Source organism: Streptomyces avermitilis MA-4680 = NBRC 14893, assembly GCF_000009765.2.
Classification (GTDB): domain Bacteria; phylum Actinomycetota; class Actinomycetes; order Streptomycetales; family Streptomycetaceae; genus Streptomyces; species Streptomyces avermitilis.
The window spans coordinates 2,618,455-2,637,961 of sequence record NC_003155.5 but is presented as its reverse complement, the minus strand read 5'-3'; the positions used below and the strand labels follow the sequence as shown (position 1 = coordinate 2,637,961).

14 protein-coding genes are annotated in these 19,507 nt (G+C 73.0%); 9 read left to right on the top strand and 5 right to left on the bottom strand.

Annotated elements, in window-relative coordinates:
• The first annotated feature begins 201 nt into the window (after positions 1 to 201).
• The 5 genes from cyc2 (at position 202) to SAVERM_RS11340 (ending at position 5,898) form a co-directional block, all read left to right on the top strand.
• The gene (gene cyc2 / locus SAVERM_RS11355) at positions 202 to 2,379 is read left to right on the top strand and encodes a germacradienol/geosmin synthase Cyc2 (RefSeq protein ID WP_010983603.1); all 2,178 of its coding nucleotides are present in this window, start codon (positions 202 to 204) and stop codon (positions 2,377 to 2,379) included.
• Between the two features lie 228 nt (positions 2,380 to 2,607).
• Positions 2,608 to 2,814 carry a hypothetical protein gene (locus SAVERM_RS45905; RefSeq protein ID WP_420822299.1) on the top strand — a complete coding sequence of 69 codons (207 nt, stop codon included), beginning with the start codon at positions 2,608 to 2,610 and terminating at the stop codon, positions 2,812 to 2,814.
• Between the two features lie 99 nt (positions 2,815 to 2,913).
• A complete protein-coding gene (locus SAVERM_RS45900; RefSeq protein WP_010983602.1) occupies positions 2,914 to 3,255 on the top strand; it encodes a PDZ domain-containing protein in 342 nt (113 codons plus the stop codon).
• 518 nt (positions 3,256 to 3,773) lie between these two features.
• A complete protein-coding gene (locus SAVERM_RS11345) occupies positions 3,774 to 4,919 on the top strand; it encodes an aminopeptidase P family protein (RefSeq protein ID WP_010983601.1) in 1,146 nt (381 codons plus the stop codon).
• Positions 4,920 to 4,962: 43 nt separating this feature from the next.
• Positions 4,963 to 5,898, top strand: a complete 936-nt coding sequence (locus SAVERM_RS11340; RefSeq protein WP_010983600.1) for an aminoglycoside phosphotransferase family protein — start codon at positions 4,963 to 4,965, stop codon at positions 5,896 to 5,898.
• A 109-nt stretch (positions 5,899 to 6,007) separates the two neighbouring features.
• On the opposite strand, the gene treZ is transcribed toward SAVERM_RS11340, so the two are convergent.
• Positions 6,008 to 7,753, bottom strand: coding sequence for a malto-oligosyltrehalose trehalohydrolase (gene treZ / locus SAVERM_RS11335; protein ID WP_010983599.1), 1,746 nt, complete (start codon positions 7,751 to 7,753; stop codon positions 6,008 to 6,010).
• Between the two features lie 172 nt (positions 7,754 to 7,925).
• On the opposite strand from treZ, the gene SAVERM_RS11330 reads away from it, so the two are divergent.
• From SAVERM_RS11330 to SAVERM_RS11320, 3 genes are all read left to right on the top strand, one after another.
• On the top strand, positions 7,926 to 8,477 hold the full coding sequence (locus tag SAVERM_RS11330) for a DUF1707 and FHA domain-containing protein (RefSeq protein WP_042492943.1): 552 nt from the start codon (positions 7,926 to 7,928) through the stop codon (positions 8,475 to 8,477).
• Between the two features lie 219 nt (positions 8,478 to 8,696).
• Positions 8,697 to 10,049: a M14 family zinc carboxypeptidase gene (locus tag SAVERM_RS11325; protein WP_037650076.1), complete on the top strand. Its 1,353-nt coding sequence runs from the start codon at positions 8,697 to 8,699 to the stop codon at positions 10,047 to 10,049.
• On the top strand, positions 10,046 to 10,486 hold the full coding sequence (locus tag SAVERM_RS11320) for an SSI family serine proteinase inhibitor (RefSeq protein WP_010983596.1): 441 nt from the start codon (positions 10,046 to 10,048) through the stop codon (positions 10,484 to 10,486). The genes SAVERM_RS11325 and SAVERM_RS11320 overlap by 4 nt, the downstream gene beginning before the upstream one ends.
• 39 nt (positions 10,487 to 10,525) lie before the next feature.
• Here SAVERM_RS11320 and SAVERM_RS11315 read toward each other — a convergent pair whose 3' ends face one another.
• Together SAVERM_RS11315 and lpdA are read right to left on the bottom strand one after the other, a co-directional pair.
• Positions 10,526 to 11,776, bottom strand: coding sequence for a M14 family zinc carboxypeptidase (locus SAVERM_RS11315; protein WP_010983595.1), 1,251 nt, complete (start codon positions 11,774 to 11,776; stop codon positions 10,526 to 10,528).
• Between the two features lie 153 nt (positions 11,777 to 11,929).
• Positions 11,930 to 13,357 (bottom strand): dihydrolipoyl dehydrogenase, encoded by a 1,428-nt coding sequence (gene lpdA / locus SAVERM_RS11310; protein ID WP_171033200.1) that lies wholly within the window; start codon positions 13,355 to 13,357, stop codon positions 11,930 to 11,932.
• An 88-nt stretch (positions 13,358 to 13,445) separates the two neighbouring features.
• Here lpdA and SAVERM_RS11305 point away from each other — a divergent pair, with 88 nt between their 5' ends.
• Positions 13,446 to 14,435 (top strand): LysR family transcriptional regulator, encoded by a 990-nt coding sequence (locus SAVERM_RS11305; protein WP_010983593.1) that lies wholly within the window; start codon positions 13,446 to 13,448, stop codon positions 14,433 to 14,435.
• Between the two features lie 13 nt (positions 14,436 to 14,448).
• On the opposite strand, the gene treY is transcribed toward SAVERM_RS11305, so the two are convergent.
• Positions 14,449 to 16,836 carry a malto-oligosyltrehalose synthase gene (treY, locus tag SAVERM_RS11300; protein WP_010983592.1) on the bottom strand — a complete coding sequence of 796 codons (2,388 nt, stop codon included), beginning with the start codon at positions 16,834 to 16,836 and terminating at the stop codon, positions 14,449 to 14,451.
• A 437-nt stretch (positions 16,837 to 17,273) separates the two neighbouring features.
• On the bottom strand, positions 17,274 to 19,382 hold the full coding sequence (gene glgX / locus SAVERM_RS11290) for a glycogen debranching protein GlgX (protein ID WP_010983591.1): 2,109 nt from the start codon (positions 19,380 to 19,382) through the stop codon (positions 17,274 to 17,276).
• Positions 19,383 to 19,507: the final 125 nt, after the last annotated feature.

Genomic DNA, 19,507 nt, shown 5'->3' with positions numbered 1-19,507 from the left:
GCTGTCACGGTGACCCGGCCGGGCAGGGGTGGCAAGAGGGCGTGGCACCGGGGCAGGCAGGCGCGGAACTGCGGCGGGCAGGCGTGGAACCGGGGCACGCACGCGTGGGACGGCCGGGCGGGAACGCCCGCGATTCACGCGATGGTGTGATCATGTCCCGGCCCGCGGATGTCCCCGAAGGGCCCTGGGTAGGGCCCGGCCATGACGCAGCCGTTCCAACTCCCGCACTTCTACATGCCCTACCCCGCGCGGCTGAACCCGCATCTCGACGAGGCGCGCGCCCACTCCACGCGGTGGGCGCGCGGCATGGGCATGCTGGAGGGCTCCGGCATCTGGGAGCAGTCCGACCTCGACGCACACGACTACGGGCTGCTGTGCGCGTACACACACCCCGACTGCGACGGCCCGGCGCTCTCGCTCATCACCGACTGGTACGTGTGGGTGTTCTTCTTCGACGACCACTTCCTGGAGACGTTCAAGCGCACCCAGGACCGCGAGGGCGGCAAGGCCTATCTGGACCGGCTGCCGCTCTTCATGCCGCTCGACCTGTCGGCACCCGTTCCGGAGCCGGAGAATCCGGTCGAGGCGGGCCTCGCCGACCTGTGGGCGCGCACGGTGCCCGCGATGTCGGCGGACTGGCGCAAGCGGTTCGCCGTCTCGACCGAGCACCTGCTCAACGAGTCGCTGTGGGAGCTGTCCAACATCAACGAGGGGCGGATCGCCAACCCCGTCGAGTACATCGAGATGCGCCGCAAGGTCGGCGGAGCCCCCTGGTCGGCGGGGCTCGTCGAGTACGCGACCGCCGAAGTGCCGGCCGCCGTCGCCGGGTCGAGGCCGCTGCGGGTGCTGATGGAGACCTTCTCCGACGGGGTGCACCTGCGCAACGACCTGTTCTCGTACCAGCGGGAGGTCGAGGAGGAGGGTGAGCTGAGCAACGGCGTCCTCGTCCTGGAGACCTTCTTCGGCTGTACGACGCAGGAGGCCGCCGAGACCGTCAACGACATCCTCACCTCGCGGCTCCACCAGTTCGAGCACACGGCGCTCACCGAAGTGCCCGCGCTGGCCCTGGAGAAAGGCCTCACCCCACCCGAGGTCGCGGCGGTCGCGGCGTACGCGCGGGGACTTCAGGACTGGCAGTCGGGCGGCCACGAATGGCATCTGAGGTCCAGCCGCTACATGAACGAGGGCGCCCTCTCCCAGAAGCGGCCCTTCGGGCTCTCCGCGATCGGCACCTCCGCCGCCGACCTGCGCGGACTGCTCGCCGACGCCGGGGCCGAGCGGCTGCGCCGATACACCCACGTGCCGTTCCAGAAGGTCGGACCGTCCCGGATCCCCGACTTCCATATGCCGTTCCAGGTGGAACTCAGCCCGCACCTGGAGGGCGCCCGCGCCCGGCTGACCCCGTGGATGCACAGCACGGGCATGCTCCAGGAGGGCGTCTGGGACGAGGACAAGCTGACGGCGTACGACCTGCCGCTGTGCTCGGCCGGCCTCGATCCGGACGCCACGCCCGACGAACTCGACCTCAGCTCACGGTGGCTGGCCTGGGGCACGTACGGCGACGACTACTACCCGATGGTGTTCGGGCCGCGCCGCGACCTCGCGGCCGCCAAGCTGTGCACACGACGGCTGTCGGCGTGCATGCCGGTCGACGGCGAGGAGGTCCCGGCGCCGGTCAACGGCATGGAGCGCGGCCTCATCGACCTGTGGGCCATTACGACGGCGGAGATGACCCCGGACGAGCGGCGCACGTTCCGCGCCTCGGTGGACGTGATGACCGAGAGCTGGGTGTGGGAGCTGTCCAACCAGCTCCAGCACCGCATCCCCGACCCGATCGACTACCTGGAGATGCGCCGCGCCACCTTCGGGGCCGACCTCACCCTGAGCCTGTGCCGCGTGGGCCACGGCCCGAAGGTCCCGCCCGAGATCTACCGCAGCGGCCCCGTCCGCTCTCTGGAGAACGCGGCCGTCGACTACGGCATGCTCATCAACGACGTCTTCTCGTACCAGAAGGAGATCGAGTACGAGGGCGAGGTGCACAACGCGATCCTCGTCGTGCAGAACTTCTTCGGCTGCGACTACCCGACCGCGCTCGGCGTCATCAACGACCTGATGACCCAGCGGATGCACCAGTTCGAGCACGTGGCCGCCCATGAACTGCCGCTCCTCTACAAGGACTTCAAGCTCCCGCAGGAGGTGCGGGACATCATGGACGGCTATGTCGTGGAGTTGCAGAACTGGATGTCCGGCATCCTGAAGTGGCACCAGGACTGCCACCGCTACGGCGCGGCGGACCTGGCCCGGCGTGCCCATGGCTTCGTACCGGACCGGGCACCTTCCGCACCGTTCACCGCGTGGGCGGCGCCGGTGGCGCGCTGAGGGGGGGGACAGGCGGCTGCGGCTCGTCGGCGAGGGGCGCAGTCAGGTGTCGGGTGTGCCCGATCCGGAGGGGGACGGGTGGCCTTGGGGTGCGGCTGCGCGGGATGCCGGACCGCGGCCCGCGCCGCCGGCGCCCGCCAGGGTGTCGAGGTGACGCGGGCCCAGTCTCACTCGTTCGTGGATCGTGGTGCGCCGACGCGCGGGGTAGAGCATCTGTGGAGGCGATCCATGGAACAGACTGCGTTGCGTCCCAAACCGATGCCGGGCCAGGAGTCCGGTGGCGATCGAGCGTCCGGCACCCCCCGGCGCCCCCATGCCGCTCCGCCCCGACGGGGCAAGCGGCTGACGACCCTGCTCTTCGCCGTGTTCGTCGGGACGGTCCTCGTTCTGTCGGGCATCGGCCTCGGCACCGTGGGCGCGACCGTGATCGGATAGCAAGCTGGCGGATTTGCAGCGGAGGCGGGAGGCGGTGCGGGAGCGGCGGGGCCGTCGGGTCCTCTGGTTCCGCCGGCCTCCGGCCGTCCGGGGGCGTCGGTGTCCGGCGGACCGCAGTCCATGGGCGCCAAGTCCGCGCAGGGCGACAGCAGTGCGAACGCCGTGCTCGCGCCGGGCAAGGCGACCCTGGGCGTCGAAGCCGTGGACGCCGCGTCCAATGGCGCTCTCGTGGTGGGGGTCCATGCCCCCGGTCCGGGCTACACGGCGGGCCTGGTCCGCGGCGACATCCTGCTCGCCTTCGGCAGAACCCGTCTCGACTCGGCCGCCGATCTCGCCCGGGCGGTGGCAGGCGCACGCCCCGGCACGGCAGTCCCACTGACGGTGCGTCACGCCAACGGCAACCAGCAGCAGTTGATGGCGACACCGGGGATCGTCACGTAGCCGCGACGGGGAGGTGACTCGTCAACCGCTACTCGTCGCGGGGGGCTCGTACGTAGCCACGGCGTCGGCTGCCGCATCATGCCCCGCGAGCCCGGAGATGCCGGACGGCCGCCGCCGGCCGGCACGACGACGCGAGCCCGCACCATCGGGGCGGAGCCCCGGTTCGGTCTCGGCTGCCCTGCGGCGCGGCAGGGCGGCGGAGCGGGCGACCGACTGCTCGGACGGCACTCGTGCGGCCGACCGGCCCTTTTCGCCCGTCGAGCCTCGGCGCCACGGACCAGCCCGAACCCGCCGGATGCCGCGGGTGCCGTCCGGTCACCGGCGGAGCCGCCCCGACGTGTGTCGGCAGCCGGTCGCCGTCGCGGGCCGTGAAGGCACCCTTTCGTAAAATGTGAGAGGCACTCTCATATTGTCTCGGGAAGTCGACCCCGGCACCGCAATCGGCTCGCGCACGCCCCGTCGGAGGGGGAGGATGCTGCCCGTAGACCCTGGGACACCGCGACCTACGGAGGCCATGGATGACCGGCACGCCCGCGCCCCCCGGCACCGGCGACCCCGCACCCTTCACCGCCGCCGACTACGCGGCCCGGATGCGGCGCGCGGCACAGTCCGCCGCGGACGCCGGTCTCGACGGCGTACTGGTCGCACCCGGCCCGGACCTGGTGTGGCTGACGGGGTACCGGCCGGTCGAGACCGAGCGGCTCACCCTGCTGGTGCTGCGGGCCGGACACGACCCCGTCCTGGTCGTGCCCACCCTGGAGGCGCCCGACGCGGCGGAGGCGGCCGGCGCGCCCGCGCTGACGCTGCGCGACTGGACCGACGGCAAGGACCCGTACGAGGCGGCCGCGACCCTCCTCGACCGGTCCGGCCGCTTCGGCATCAGCGACAACGCCTGGGCCATGCACCTGCTCGGCCTGAGCGGCCGGCTGCCCGGCACGCGCTACGTCGCGCTCACCGAGGCGCTGCCGATGCTGCGGGCCGTCAAGGACGCCGCGGAACTGGAGCGGCTGGCGGCCGCCGGCGCGGCCGCGGACGCCACGTTCGAGGAGATCCGGAAGGTTCCCTTCGCCGGGCGCCGTGAGACGGACGTCGCCGCCGATCTCGCCGAACTGCTACGGCAGTTCGGGCACTCCCAGGTCGACTTCACGGTGGTCGGCTCCGGCCCGAACGGAGCCAATCCGCACCACGAGGCGGGCGACCGCGTCATCGAGCGCGGCGACATGGTCGTCCTCGACTTCGGCGGGCTCAAGCACGGCTACGGCTCCGACACCTCGCGCACGGTCCACGTCGGCGAGCCCGACGAGGAGGAGCGCAAGGTGCACGACCTGGTGCGCGCGGCCCAGGAGGCGGGCTTCCGCGCGGTGCGACCGGGCGTCGCCTGCCAGGACGTGGACCGGGCCGCCCGCGCGGTCATCGCCGACGCCGGCTACGGCGACCGCTTCATCCACCGCACGGGCCACGGCATCGGCGTCACCACGCACGAGCCGCCGTACATGATCGAGGGCGAACAGCGGGCCCTCGTACCCGGGATGTGCTTCTCCGTGGAGCCGGGCGTCTATCTGCCCGGCCGCTTCGGCGTACGCATCGAGGACATCGTGACGGTGACCGACGACGGCGGACGCCGCCTCAACAACACCTCCCGCGAGCTGGTGATCGTCGACTGACCGACCACCCCCCTCACGCCCCCGAGACGACAACGGCGCGACCATGACCCAGGCACCGACACCGACGGCGGACAGCATCCGCAGACTGGTCCGTTCCGTGCTCGCCGACGGCCCCGCGGACGGAGCGGGACCGGAGGTGCGGCCCGTCGCCGCGGGCGGTGAGCACTCCACCTGGTGGGTCGGTACGCGCCATGTGCTGCGGCTCGCCCCCGACCGTGACGCGTCCGTACGCCTGCGTCGCGAGCTGCGGCTGCGCGACCTGGTCCGGCCGCACATCGGGGTCGCGGTCCCGGCGAGCGTCGCGCACGGCGAGTGGGCCACGGGGCTGGCCTACACCCTCGACACCAGGCTGCCCGGCGCCGGCGGAGAGGAGCATGCCGTCTCGGCGGTCGGTGAGGCGGACCTCGCGGCGCTGCTCACCGGGTTGCGCGAGGTGCCCGTACGACAGGCGGAGCCGCTCGGCGTCCCGCGCGCGGTGCCGCGTTCCCTCGAAGCGCTGCGGACGGTCGCGGAGGACGCCGCCCAGTACCTCTCCGGGGCCGACGAGTTCGACGCGGACCGCCTCGGTCAGCTCACGGCGCCGGCGGCGGTGCAGCTCGCCGCGCAGCCCGGTGCGGCGGTCCTCGTGCACCACGCCCTCAAGGGCGAACACCTCGTGGTGAGCGGCGACGGCCGGGTGCGCGGCGTCCTCGACTGGACCGACGCGGTGATCGGCGACCCCGCCGAGGACATCGCCGGGCTGGCCATCGCCGTGGGCGCCCCCGCCGCCGTACGTGCCGCCACCCTCGCCGGCTACGGCGCCCGCCCCTGTCTGCGCGGCCTGTGGCTCACCCGCTGCGACACCCTCGTCCGCCTCGCCGACCGTCTCCAGGGACGCGACGACAGCCCCCTCCCGCTTCTGCGCACCCGACTGCGGCGCGCCTGGGAGGCGATCCTCCTGGAACGGGTCACGGAACTGCCGGGGGACGAGACGCTCTAGACCTGTCCGGCGGGGCGGCGAGAGGTGACGTGACGGACGATGCGTAAACGCTTGCGCAAGCGTTTACGCAAGCGCATACGCGCCGCCCCAACCCACCCGCCACCGCCCGTCACGCCTGCGTGAGCACCACCGACGACTCGCCCGGCAGCTCCAGTACCCCGTCCGCGCCCGGGGTCTCCACCGGCTCCCACGCGGCCAGCACGCGCGCGTGGGCGAGACCGAGCGGGATCCGCGCGGGCTCCTTGGACAGATTGACGGCCACGCGTACGTCGCCGCGGCGGAAGGCGATCCACCGCGCCTCCTCGTCGTACGCGACCTTGACGTCGGTGAGGTCGGGGTCCGAGAGGTCCGCCTCGTGGTGGCGCAGGGTGATCAGGCCGCGGTACCAGGCCAGCACGCGCGCGTGGATGCCGCTTTCCGGTTCCGCCCAGTCGAGGCAGGAGCGGTCGCGGGTCGCCGGGTCCTGCGGGTCGGGGACGTCCTCCTCGGCCCACCCGTGCGCCGCGAACTCCCGCCGCCTGCCCCGGCGTACGGCCTCCGCGAGTTCGGGATCGGTGTGGTCGGTGAAGAACTGCCAGGGGGTGCCCGCGGCCCACTCCTCGCCCATGAACAGCATCGGCGTGAAGGCGGAGGTGAGCGTCAGCGTCGCCGCGCATGCCAGCAGCCCGGGGGACAGGGACGCCGAAAGACGGTCTCCCTGGGCGCGGTTGCCGACCTGGTCGTGGGTCTGCGCATAGCCGAGCAGCCGGTGCGCGGACACGCGCGTACGGTCCAGCGGGCGGCCGTGGCACCGGCCCCGGAACGTCGAGTACGTGCCGTCGTGGAAGAAGCCGCCCGTCAGCGTCTTCGCCAGTGCCGCGAAGGGGGCCCGGGCGAAGTCCTCGTAGTAGCCCTGCGACTCGCCCGTCAGCGCGGTGTGCAGGGCGTGGTGGAAGTCGTCGTTCCACTGCGCGTGCAGACCGAGGCCGCCCTCGTGCCGGGGAGTGACGAGCCGCGGGTCGTTCAGGTCGGACTCGGCGACCAGGAAGAGCGGCCGGTCCTGGTCGGCAGCGAGGGCGTCCACCGCCGTCGACAGCTCCTCCAGGAAGTGGCACGCGCGCGTGTCGCACAGCGCGTGCACCGCGTCCAGGCGCAGCCCGTCGACCCGGTAGTCCCGCAGCCAGGCCAGCGCGCTGCCGACCAGATAGGCGCGCACCTCGTCCGAGCCGGGCGCGTCCAGGTTCACGGCGGCGCCCCACGGCGTGTGATGGGTGTCCGTGAAGTACGGCCCGAACGCGGGCAGACAGTTGCCGGACGGGCCCAGATGGTTGTGCACGACGTCGAGGACGACGCCCAGGCCGAGCTCGTGCGCCCGGTCGACGAACCGCTTCAGTGCCTCGGGCCCGCCGTACGGCTCGTGCACCGCCCACAGGGAGACGCCCTCGTACCCCCAGCCGTGCCGGCCGGGGAACGGGCACAGCGGCATCAGCTCCACATGGGTCACGCCCAGTTCCACGAGATGCCCGAGCCGCTCGGCGGCCGCGTCCAGCGTGCCCTCCCGCGTGTACGTGCCCACGTGCAGCTCGTACAGCACCGCGCCCGGCAGCCCGCGCCCGGGCCGGTCGGCACGCCACGCGTACCGCCCGTGGTCGACCACCGCGCTCAGCCCGTCCGGGCCGTCCGGCTGGCGGCGCGAGCGCGGGTCGGGCAGCACGGCACCGTCGTCCAGGGCGAACCCGTACCGCGTGCCGTCCCCGGCCTCCGCGTCGCCCTTCCACCAGCCGTCGCGCTCCTCGTCGCGCGCCAACGCGCGCGTGGCGCCGCCGCAGTGGAGCGTCACCCGGGCGGCCTGTGGTGCCCACACCTCGAACTGCACGGACGGTTCCCCCTCGTCTGCTCATCGTGATGTAGCCAGTCCATGGTGCGTCAATCGAGATCAATTCGCCGTTGAATCGACCCTTTTGCCACGCGGAACGACCCTGACGGAGACGACGTCCGTTTCCGGGGTTTTCTGGACACCCTGGCCCGACTGCCCGACAATCACCTGCGTGACGTCGTCTTTCGAGTTCCACACGTACCCCGCGCGGCTGTCGGACGCCGAGCGCGACAGGGCGCTGAAGGTGCTCCGCGACGGCGTAGCCCTGGGACGCCTCTCGCACGACACGTTCATCCGGCGCATGGAACTGGCGCTGGTCGCCCGCCAGCCCGCCGAACTGGCCGCGCTCACCGCCGACCTGCCCGCCGAGAAGCGCGTGTCGCGGCTGGTGTTCGGCACGGTCGAGGCGGTCTCCGGCTTCACCGTACGGCTGCGCAGGGCCTGGCAGGCCGAGCGGCTCCCCAAGCTGCTCCTGCCGCACCCCGGCAGCACGCACCCGCTGCGGATAGGCCGCGACCCCGCCAGCGGTCTGAGGCTCAGTCACGACACCGTCTCGCGTGTGCATGCCGAACTCAGCCGCCAGGGCGGCCTGTGGGTGCTGCGCGACCTGGGATCCACCAACGGCACGACGGTGAACGGGCGTCACGTGATCGGCGCCGCGGTCGTCCGTGACGGCGACCAGGTGAGCTTCGGGAACATGGCCTTTCGGCTCGCGACGGAGTAGCCGACGGCGGTCGGCGCCCCGCACCAGGGTGCGCGTTGCGCCGCCCGGTGTGCACGGCGGGCCGCGCCGGAGCGAGACCCCGCCCCGGTGTCACGTGCCGTGTCCGCCCGGCCTTCCCTCGCCCCGGGCGGTGTTGACGTACCTGCCGAGCCGTGACTGACTGTGCGTACACCATGCACACCAGGTGAACCGACGGCACCACATGAGTGGAGGTGCGCCCTGCCGCCACTCCTTCGCTACCCGACTGTCGACGAACTGGCCGCGCGGGCTGCCGCGCTCGTCGCCCGCCGTCCGGGCGACGCCCGGCTGCGCCGCGTGGGCACGTCCCGGGGCGGCACGCCCTTGTGGCTGCTGTCCGTCGGCCACGGCACCCGCCACGCCCTCGTCGTCGCCGGACCGCACGCCAACGAACCCGTGGGCGGCGCCACCGCCCTGCGCCTCGCCGAGCGGGTCCTGGCCGGCCCCGGGCCGGCCGAGGGCGCCGACGCCACCTGGAACCTGCTGCTCTGCCTCGACCCCGACGGCGCGCGCCGCAACGAGGGCTGGCTGTCGGGCCCGTACACCCTCGGCCACTACTTCCGGCACTTCTTCCGCCCGGGCTTCCTGGAGCAGCCCGAGTGGCTGCCCGACGGCGCCGAGCGGGCCGCCCTGCCCGAAACCCGCGCCCTCCTCGACCTCCAGGACGAGCTGCGGCCCTTCTTCCAGTGCTCCCTGCACGGCGTGGACGTCGGCGGCGGCTTCGTCGAACTGACCCAGGACCTGCCCGGCCTCGCCCAGCGCGTCGCAGGCACCGCCGCCCGGTTCGGCATCCCGCGCGAACTCGGCCCCTACGACACCCTGTACTGGCCGCCCCTGGGCCCCGCCGTCTACCGCATCCCACCGCCGCGCCGCGGCGACCTGGCCGCCGCCATCACGGAGGCCGCGGTCGAATCCACCTGGTTCCACCCGCAGCGCTACGGCACCGTGACGGCGGTCGTCGAGGCGCCCATGTGGGGCGTGGCGGCTGTGGAGGACGGCTCACCGCCCGGCGACGCCGACGCGGTCCTGCGCGCCGTCAGCCGCACCCTGCGCCGCGACACGGGCCTTCTGGAGGACATCCTCGCCCGGATCCGGCCGCGGCTCGCCGCCACCCCCGACACCGCCAGTCTGCTCGCCCCGGTCGACGACTATTTACTGGTCGGCCCCGGGCTCGCCGACTCCTGGGATCCCGACACGTTCGACGGCACGGGCCGGCCGCTGCCGCCGCTCAACACCGCCCGGCTGACCGCGCTGGGCATCTCGGGCCGCCGGGTCGCCCTGCGGACCGCCGGGCTGCTGCGCCAACTCGCCACGGCCGCCGGAGCCGCGGCGTCCGACGTCCTCCCCGAGCTGGACCGGCTCATCGACGAGTGGTGCGCCGACTACCGCGACGGCTACGGGGCGCGCTGGGTCCCGGTCGGCCACCAGGTCGAGTACCAGACGCGCGTGGTGCTCGCCGCGTTCGAACTCGCGGGGCGGTACGCGCCCGTGCGCTCGCATTCGGGTGAGCCCCGCTGGGGTTCGGACGCCGTCGTGCCGATGCATACGGAATGACGAAGACGACCATGGCGGTCCCCGGCGCCCTGCTGGCCGCGATCGCCCTGCTCAGCGCGGCCCCGGCCCAGGCGGCGGCCCACCGGGTGACCCCCGGCAACTGGCTCTATGTGACGGTCACCACGGGCGACGCCCGCTCCAGTCACATCAGCAGGCTCCTGACGTGCGACCCGCCCCACGGGCACGCGCACGCGGCCCGGGCGTGCGAGGAACTGGCGGCCGCCGACGGGGACATCACCCGGATCCCGCCCAAGCGCACGTTCTGCCCGATGATCTACGCCCCGGTGACCGCGGACGCGCACGGCGAGTGGAACGGGCGGCACGTCGAGTACCGCCACGCCTTCGGGAACGCCTGCGGGTTGGAGGGGGAGACCGGAGCGGTGTTCGCGCTCTCGGAGCAGGCGTCGGACGGGCCGACGCCCGGTCTGCGGAGCTGACCGGGGCGCGCCCGGCGGGCTCTTTCCGGAGCCCGGACGTCACGCCGCACGGTCCCGCGCGTGCCGGGCCGCCGCCACGACCGTACGGGACTGATGTTCGACCTGGTCCTCCAGGGGGACCCAGCGCGCGCGGAAGCGTACGGCGAAGGCGTCGCTCCAGGCCGCGACGAGCTGTTCGAGGCGCGGCGCGGCGCGGTCGTCGGCCTCCTGGAGGACCCGCAGCAGCATCGCGGCGGCCCGCAGCGGCAGCCGGCGGCCGAACGCGTCGACACTGCCGACGTACGCCATCGTGGTGTCCGCGGGCGGCGCCTGCGCCCAGTCGCCCGCGAGCCCCGGGACCAGCTCCAGCGCCCACTTGGCGGCGCGCAGCAGCGGCCCGTCGGGGCCGGGCAGCCGCGGCAGCGCCTCCGTGAGGACCAGTTCCACCTCCAGCGCGTCCCGCAGCAGCCGCCGCCCCAGCTGCCGCAGGGCCGCCGCGGGCGCCGGGTGCGGCGCCGGATCGTCCACCAGGTCGCTCGCCCACATCGGGACCTCGACGACCGCGGTGAGACCGCCGTACCGATGGGTGTGGTACCAGGTGCTGTGCCGGGCGTCGTCGGGCATGCTCGGGTACGCCGCGTTCGAACCCGGCGCGGGCATCACATGGACGCCGGGACCGGACGCGGGCCAGCCCGCCGCGTCGGAGGCGCCCGTCTCCACCGGAATGTGCAGCTCCGCCGCGGACTTCGCGAACGGCTCGGCGAGGCCGGGGATGTCCTTCGTCAACTGCACCCAGCTGCCGCCCAGATCGGTGCCGTGGAGCGTCACCTGAAGGTAGGGGCGCAGTTCGTCGATGACCCGGGTCAGCGCGCGTGTCTCGGGCGGCAGCCGGTCCGGCGGCAGCACGGACGGCGACCACTCCGGCTGCTCGGGGCCCGCCGGACGGAAGAACCCGAGGTGGTAGTCGAACAGTGTGCGCGGCGCCGGAGTCACATGCAGGGCCGCGCCGTCCGGGTCCGCGCAGAGCAGGAAGTGCCAGGAGGTGCCGTCCCGCAACTCCCGCTCGTACAGCACCCGTTCGGCGAGTGACAGCAGGGTCGAACCGCCGGTCGGCTCGTTGGCGTGGGCGCCCGCGACGACCAGGACGGCACGGGTCGCGTGGCCGACGGACAGCAGGTGCAGAGGTCGGCCCGCGCGGGAGACACCGACTTGTCTGAGCGCGCACAGGCCGGGCCGGTGAGCCGCCAGCGCGCGGGCGGACGAAACGATTTCGGTCACACTGGGGTAGCGCTGCTCCGGCAGGAGACTCACCCCCGTTTGGTCCGCCCGACGTCGCAATCCGCAGTAGTCCACGGCCGGGGGGAACTGTCAAGGAGAAGACGGGGCGGCGCCAGGGGGCGCCAAGAGGCGTTGACGGCGTGCCCCGTCCTCGCAGGGGCGGTCCGGCTCCCTCCGCGGCGGGCCTCACTGCTGATGCAGCCCCCGTCCCGCGAGCGTGAGAAACGTTTCGCCGACCGCCTCGGACAGCGTGGGGTGCGCGTGGATGTGCCGGGCCACGTCGGAGGGCTGTGCGTCCCAGCCGACGATCAGCTGGCTCTCGGCGATCATCTCGGACACGTGGGGGCCCACCAGATGCACGCCGAGCACCTGCCCGCCGCCCTCCTCGGCGACGACCTTCACCATCCCGCCCCGGCCGTGGACCATGCCCTTGGCGACGGCGGTCAGCGGCATCGTGTTGACGTCCACCTCGTGTCCACGCGCGCGTGCCTCCGCCTCGCCCAGCCCCACGGAGGCGGTCTGCGGCGACGAGTACGTGACCCGGGGCACGGCCGCGTAGTCCACGGGCGCGGACGGCAGCCCGGCCAGCGTCTCGGCCACCGACAGGCCCTCGGCGAACGACGCGTGGGCCAGTCCCAGGGACGGCGGTGGCAGCAGGTCGCCCACCACGTGGATGCCGGGCACCGCGGTCTCCAGACGGTCCCAGTCGGACGGCGTCACAAAACCCCGCTCGTCCGTCGCCAGGCCCGCGGCGGCCAGGTCCAGCCCGTCGGTGACCGGCGCCCGCCCGACCGCCACCAGGAGCCGCTCGGCCTCCAGTGTGCGGATCTCGCCCCGCACGGTGCGTACGCGCGCGCGTACCCCCGCCTCCAGGAGTTCGGCGTCGAGCAGCCGCGCCCCCGCCCGCACATCGATGCCGCGCTTCTTCAGACCGCGCGTCAGATGACGGCTGACGTCGACGTCTTCGAGCGGCACGATCCGGTCGGCGGCCTCGACGAGAGTGACCTCCGCACCCATGGAGCGGTGGAACGAGGCGTACTCGACCCCGATCGCACCGCCGCCCAGGACCAGCACGGAGCGGGGGAGGCCGGGCGCGAACAGCGCGTCGTCGCTCGTCACCACGCGCCGCCCGTCCGGCACGAGCCCCGGGAGCGTACGCGGCCGTGAGCCGGTCGCCAGGACGATGCCCCGGCGCGCGGTGAAGTCGCCCGCGCCGCCCGGCAGGTCGTCCGGAGCACCCTCGACGCGGACGCTGCGCGGACCGGTCAGCCGGGCACTGCCCCGGACGACGCGCACGCGCGCGTGGGCGAGGTGCGCCTCCACGCCGCGGTGGTTGCGCGTCACTATGTCGTCGCGCGTGGCGACGAGCGCAGGCCAGTCGATGTCGTCCAGCGTGGCCTTCACCCCCCAGCGCTCGCGCGCCTCGGCGATGCCGTCGACCAGTTCTGCGGCGTGCAGCATCGCCTTGCTCGGAATGCAGCCACGGTGCAGACAGGTTCCGCCGACCTTGTCCCGCTCGGCGAGCACCACGGTCAGACCGAGGGCGGCGGCGCGCAGGGCGGCGCTGTAGCCGCCGGTGCCGCCTCCGATGACGATGACGTCCGGTGTGTTCATGTTCTCCACCTTCCGCCCTCCCCTTGTCATAGATCCAAGGCAATGTTCTTGTGGAAGCCATGCAGAATGCTCATGGAAGGCGGGGGAGATGAGTCTGCGGCAGATGGAGTACTTCCTCGCCGTCGTCGAAGAGGCGTCCTTCACCCGCGCGGCCGAGACCCTCCATGTCACCCAGCCCGCGCTCTCGCACCAGATCAAGGCCCTGGAGAGGTCGGTCGGCGGTGCGCTCCTGGAGCGCATGCCGCGCGGGGTGCGCCTCACCCCGATGGGCCGCGCCTTCCGCCCGCACGCCGAACTCGCCGTGCGCAGCGCCGCCCAGGCCCGCCGCGCGGCCCGCGCCTCCGCCGGAGCCGAAGGCGGCGAACTGCACATCGCGGCCGTCCACTCCGTCGCCGTGGGGGTGCTCCCCGACGTCTTCGCCCGCTGGCGTACCGCCCACCCCCAGGTCGTGCTGCACCTCCACGAGTACGCCACCTCCGAGGCGCTGGAGGAACAGGTCGAGCGCGGCACCGCCGACCTCGCGGTCGGGCCCGCGCCGCGGGACTGGCCCGGCAGCGTCGTGCCGGTCGGCGAGGAGGAGATCGTCCTCGTGGTGCCCTTCGACGACCGTTTCGCGGGCCGTACGACGGTGACGCTGCCCGAGTTGTCGGACCGCTCGTGGATCCGGTGCGCCATGGAGCCCGTCGTGCACGGACAGCGGTTTCTCGACTGGGCCTGCGGGCAGGCCGGATTCCGGCCGCGTACCGCCGTGTTCACCGAGCACACCTCGACGGCGGTGCGTATGGCGGCGGCCGGTGTGGGCGTCAGCACCGCGCCCTCGCACATCGTGCGCGGCGCGGTCGGCGAGGACTGCGTCGTACTCTCCGTGGACCCGCCCTGGAGGCGTCCCCTGACGGTCTTCTCCCGCGTGCCGCCCTCGGGTGCCGCCGCGGCCTTCGTGGAGCTCCTGCGCCGGTATGGAGGGCTCCCGGCGGCGCCCGCGGAGGCCTGCGAGGACGGCATCGCGCGGCCCGCCGACTGCGGGGCCCCGGAGACGGCCCGGCCGCTCCCGCCGACGGCCCTTCTCGACGCCCGTTGACCACCCCTTCAGGTCACCGCGGTCCGGCCACCGTCGCCTGTACGCCGCCCACTCGGCCCCCGAGCCGCTCCAGCAGCACCACGGGCGAGGACCCGAAAAGCTCCACCACGCGCGTGTGGCCCTCGAACTCCCGCTCCGGGGCGAGTGCGTCGGCCCACCGGCCCGGCGGCAGCGCGAGGGCCGTGTCGCGCCAGCCGCCCGCCTCCGCCAGCCGCAGCGACAGCCGGGTCACTGCCGTGAGCACCTCCCCGGAGCGCACGAAGGCCACACAGTGGGCGGCGCCCGGCCCCTCGGCCTCGAGGGGCTCGTACGTCGCCGCGTCACCGAAGACCTCCGGGCGCCGCCCGCGCAGCCGCAGGGCCGCCGTCGTGAGCGCGGACTTCGCCGAGGGCTGCTCCTGGGGTGCGAACACCCCACGGTTGTCCGGGTCGACCAGCGCCCGGTACTCGCCCTCCGTCCCCTGGTAGACGTCCGGCACACCCGGCATCGTCAGATGGACCAGAGCGGCCCCGAGAACGTTCGCCCGGACATGCGGGCCCAACTCGGCCCGGAAGTCCGTCACGAGCCGCCCCGGCGCCCCGCACGGGCCCTGCGCGACGAACGCCGCCACCGTCTCCTCGTACGCGGGGTCCTGCTCGGTCCAGGCGGTGTGCAGCCCGGCCTCCCTGACGTGCTTCAGCAGGGCCGCCTGTACGCGCTCCTCGGCCGCCGGTCCGAGCCCGAGGACCGTCTGCCAGGCGGCCCAGGCGACGTGCGGGTCGGGCACGCCGTCGCCGGCGCGGGTCACCTCCGCGAGCGTGTCGGCCCAGCGCTCCGGGCACTGGGTGAGCACGGAGACGGCCGCGCGCACGTCGGCGCTGCGCTTCGTGTCGTGCGTCGACAAAGCGGTGCCGGTCGCGGGCCAGTCGCGCTGCACGCGCGCGCAGTACGCGTGGAAGTCCTGGGGGGAGACGGCCGGACTGCCCGGGTTCCCGCCCACCTCGTTCGCCGACAGAAGCGGGACGTAGCGATAGAACCCCGTGTCCTCCACGGACTTGGCCCGCAGCGCCGACGACGTCTGCGCGAACCGGGCCCGGAACTCCAGGTGCCCGGGCCCGTCACCGGCCCGCCCCAGCGCCAGATCCCGTACGACGCTCACCGCACCGGCCTCCTCGGGCACCGTGAAGACGGCACGGGCCTCGGCGGCGGCCTCCTCGGTGACGACCGCGGCGGCGTCCCCGGAGGCGTACGGGCGGTACACCTCGAGACGTACGAGGAGCTCTTGCAGCGCGGTGCGCAGCGCCCAGGGGGCGTGGTCGCGCAGGGCGGGGTCCGGGGAGGTGGCGCACAGGCGGCTCGCCGCGCGCGTGAGGCGGTCCACCTCGGTGGCCAGCTCATGGGTGACCACCTTGTACGCGGCGCGCCGCACGGTCGCTTCCCAGTGGCCGCCGCGATCGGCCTGGGGGGCCGCGAAACGCCGGTACTGGCCGAGGAGTTCGCCCGCTCCCGCCGGGTCCGTGAAAAGCCCGTCGACGTGACGCAGGGCGTCGTAGCCGGTGGTTCCCGCGACGGGCCAGGCGGCGGGGAGGTGCTCGCCGTCCGTGAGGATCTTCTCGACGACGGTCCAGCGGCCCCCGGTGGCCGCGTGGAGGCGGCGCAGATACGCGTCCGGGTCGGCGAGACCGTCGGGGTGGTCGATGCGCAGGCCGTCGACGACACCCTCGTCGAGCAGCCGCAGCACGGTGGCGTGCGTCGCGGTGAAGACCTCCGGGTCCTCGACGCGCACCCCGATGAGCTCGGAGATGCTGAAGAAGCGCCGGTAGTTGAGTTCGGTGCGCGCCAGCCGCCACCACACCGGGCGATACCACTGGGCATCGAGGAGCTGCGGCAGCGGCAGCTTCCCGGTGCCCTCGCGCAGCGGGAAGACATGGTCGTAGTAGCGCAGCACGTCGCCGTCGACCTTCAGCCGGTCGATCTCCGCGCCGAGCGGTTGCCCCAGCACCGGCAGCAGCAGCTGCCCGCCCTGTGCGTCCCAGTCGACGTCGAACCAGTGCGCGTACGCGGAATCCGGTCCCTCGCGCAGCACCTCCCAGAGGGGGCGGTTGTGGCGCGGGGCCGCGGCCATGTGGTTCGGCACGATGTCCACGACCAGGCCGAGGCCGTGCTCCCGCGCGGTGCGCGCCAGGGAGCGCAGTCCCCTCTCGCCGCCCAGTTCGTCCCGCACGCGCGCGTGGTCGACGACGTCGTAGCCGTGCAACGACCCCGGTACGGTCTCGAGGACCGGCGACAGATGCAGATGCGAGACGCCGAGCGAGGCCAGGTACGGCACGGCCGCCTCCGCCGCACCGAACGGGAACTCCGGCTGGAGCTGAAGGCGGTACGTGGCCGTGGGCACCGTGGGTTCGGGACGCTCAGGTGTCATGGAACCCTACGTACCCGCCTCGCGGTCTTTCGTGTCATCGACGCGTGCACGGGTCACCGCGCGGGTGGCTGGATTCGTGCGACACGGACAGCGAGGGCGGGCGGGGGCACAGGCGAGACGTACCGTCGGCGCTCGGCCGGACGCCCCCGGCGGCTCCCGGCCCCCGCAGGTCCGGACGGTGGAGCGCTCGCCCGGACGGCCGTCCCCCACGGGTGCTGCCCGGCGCCCCGGCCGGGGGAGGAGCCGGGGTCCGTGGTGCGTCCGGCGCCGGTCAGGACGGATCGGCCGCCAGGGCCCGCTCGCCCGACCAGGGCGTGGAACCGGCCGACCACCCGGACCGCGTCCGCGCCGAAGCCGCCCGGCCACGGGCGGACGGCGCGTCCGCAGCGCTCCGCCACGCCCGGGGTGAACGGTTCACCCCGGGCCTGTCCGGCTGATCAGGCCGGCCGCTGCAACACCGTGAGGCTCCGGTCCACCAGCGTCAGCCGGTCCCCGGCCTTGACCTTCGCGACCGTGCCCGGCGGGATCCCGTCCGTGCGTGCCGTGTCGACGACGACCTGCCACTGGCGGCCGTGGTCGACCGGCACCACGAACTCCAGCGACTTCGGGGAGGCGTTGAACATCAACAGGAAGGAGTCGTCCGAGATCCGCTCTCCGCGTGGGCCGGGCTCGGAGATCGCGGTGCCGTTGAGGAACACCGTCAGCGCCCGTGCCTGCGCCGAATCCCAGTCGCGCTGGATCATCTCCTCACCCGTCGGCGTGAACCAGACGATGTCCGACAGCTCGTCGTGCGTGCCCTCCACCGGCCGCCCGTGGAAGAAGCGGCGGCGCCGGAAGACCGGATGGTCGCGCCGCAGCCACACCATCGCGCGCGTGAACTCCAGCAGCTCGCTGCCGTCCTCGGGCCACGCCACCCACGACAGCTCGCCGTCCTGGCAGTACGCGTTGTTGTTGCCGCCCTGGGTGCGCGCGAACTCATCCCCGTGGCTGAGCATCGGCACGCCCTGCGAGAGCATCAGCGTGGCGATGAAGTTGCGCATCTGGCGCGCCCGCAACGCCAGCACCGCCGGATCGTCGGTGTCGCCCTCGGCCCCGCAGTTCCAGGACCGGTTGTGGCTCTCCCCGTCCCGGTTGTCCTCGCCGTTGGCCTGGTTGTGCTTGTCGTTGTACGCGACGAGGTCGTGCAGGGTGAAACCGTCGTGGCAGGTGACGAAGTTGATGGAGGCGAGGGGACGGCGGCCGTCGTCCTGGTAGAGGTCCGACGAGCCCGTCAGGCGGGAGGCGAACTCCGCGAGCGTACGCGGCTCGCCCCGCCACATGTCCCGCACCGTGTCGCGGTACTTGCCGTTCCACTCGGTCCACAGCGGCGGGAAGTTGCCCACCTGGTAGCCGCCCTCGCCGACGTCCCACGGCTCGGCGATCAGCTTCACCTGGGAGACCACCGGGTCCTGCTGGACCAGGTCGAAGAACGACGACAGCCGGTCCACCTCGTGGAACTGCCGGGCCAGGGTGGCCGCGAGGTCGAAGCGGAAGCCGTCGACATGCATGTCGCTGACCCAGTAGCGCAGCGAGTCCATGATCAGTTGGAGGACGTGCGGGGAGCGCATGAGGAGGGAGTTCCCGGTCCCCGTGGTGTCCATGTAGTAGCGGGGATCGTCGGTGAGCCGGTAGTACGACGCGTTGTCGATGCCCTTGAAGGAGAGCGTCGGGCCCATGTGGTTGCCCTCGGCCGTGTGGTTGTAGACCACGTCCAGGATGACCTCGATCCCGGCCTCGTGCAGCGCCTTCACTGCCGACTTGAACTCCAGCACCTGCTGGCCGCGGTCGCCCCAGGAGGCGTACGCGTTGTGCGGGGCGAAGAAACCGATCGTGTTGTAGCCCCAGTAGTTGTTCAGGCCCATGTCCACCAGACGGTGGTCGTTCACGAACTGGTGCACCGGCATCAGTTCGAGCGCGGTGACGCCCAGTTCAGTCAGGTGTTCGATGATGGCGGGGTGGGCGAGCGCCGCATACGTGCCGCGCAGTTCCTCGGGCAGCGCGGGATGCCGCATCGTCAGGCCCTTCACATGGGCCTCGTAGAGCACTGTGTGGTGGTACTCGGTGCGCGGCCGCCGGTCGTTGCCCCAGTCGAAGTACGGGTTGATCACGACCGAGGTCATCGTGTGCGGCGCCGAGTCCAGGTCGTTGCGCTTGTCGGGGGCGCCGAAGTGGTAGCCGTACACCTCCTCGCCCCACTTGATCTCGCCGCTGATCGCCTTCGCGTACGGATCGAGCAGCAGCTTGGCGGAATTGCAGCGCACCCCGCGCCCCGGCGCGAACGGGCCGTGCACGCGGAAGCCGTACCGCTGCCCCGGCATGACGCCGGGCAGATACGCGTGCCGCACGAACGCGTCGGTCTCCCTCAGTTCCACCGCCGTCTCCGAGCCGTCGTCGTGCAGCAGACACAGCTCGATCCGATGGGCGGCCTCCGAGAAGACCGCGAAATTGGTACCGGCGCCGTCGTACGTGGCGCCGAGTGGATATGCCTCTCCAGGCCAGACCTGCATGGATACGACTCTTCCAGTTGTCCCGGGCCCCTGGGGGCGACTCCCTGCCGAGTCTCCCCGAAAGTGATGGAACCTCCTATGGCTTACGTCCCTCTTAGCGGGCGACCAGCGCATAGGCGCTATGC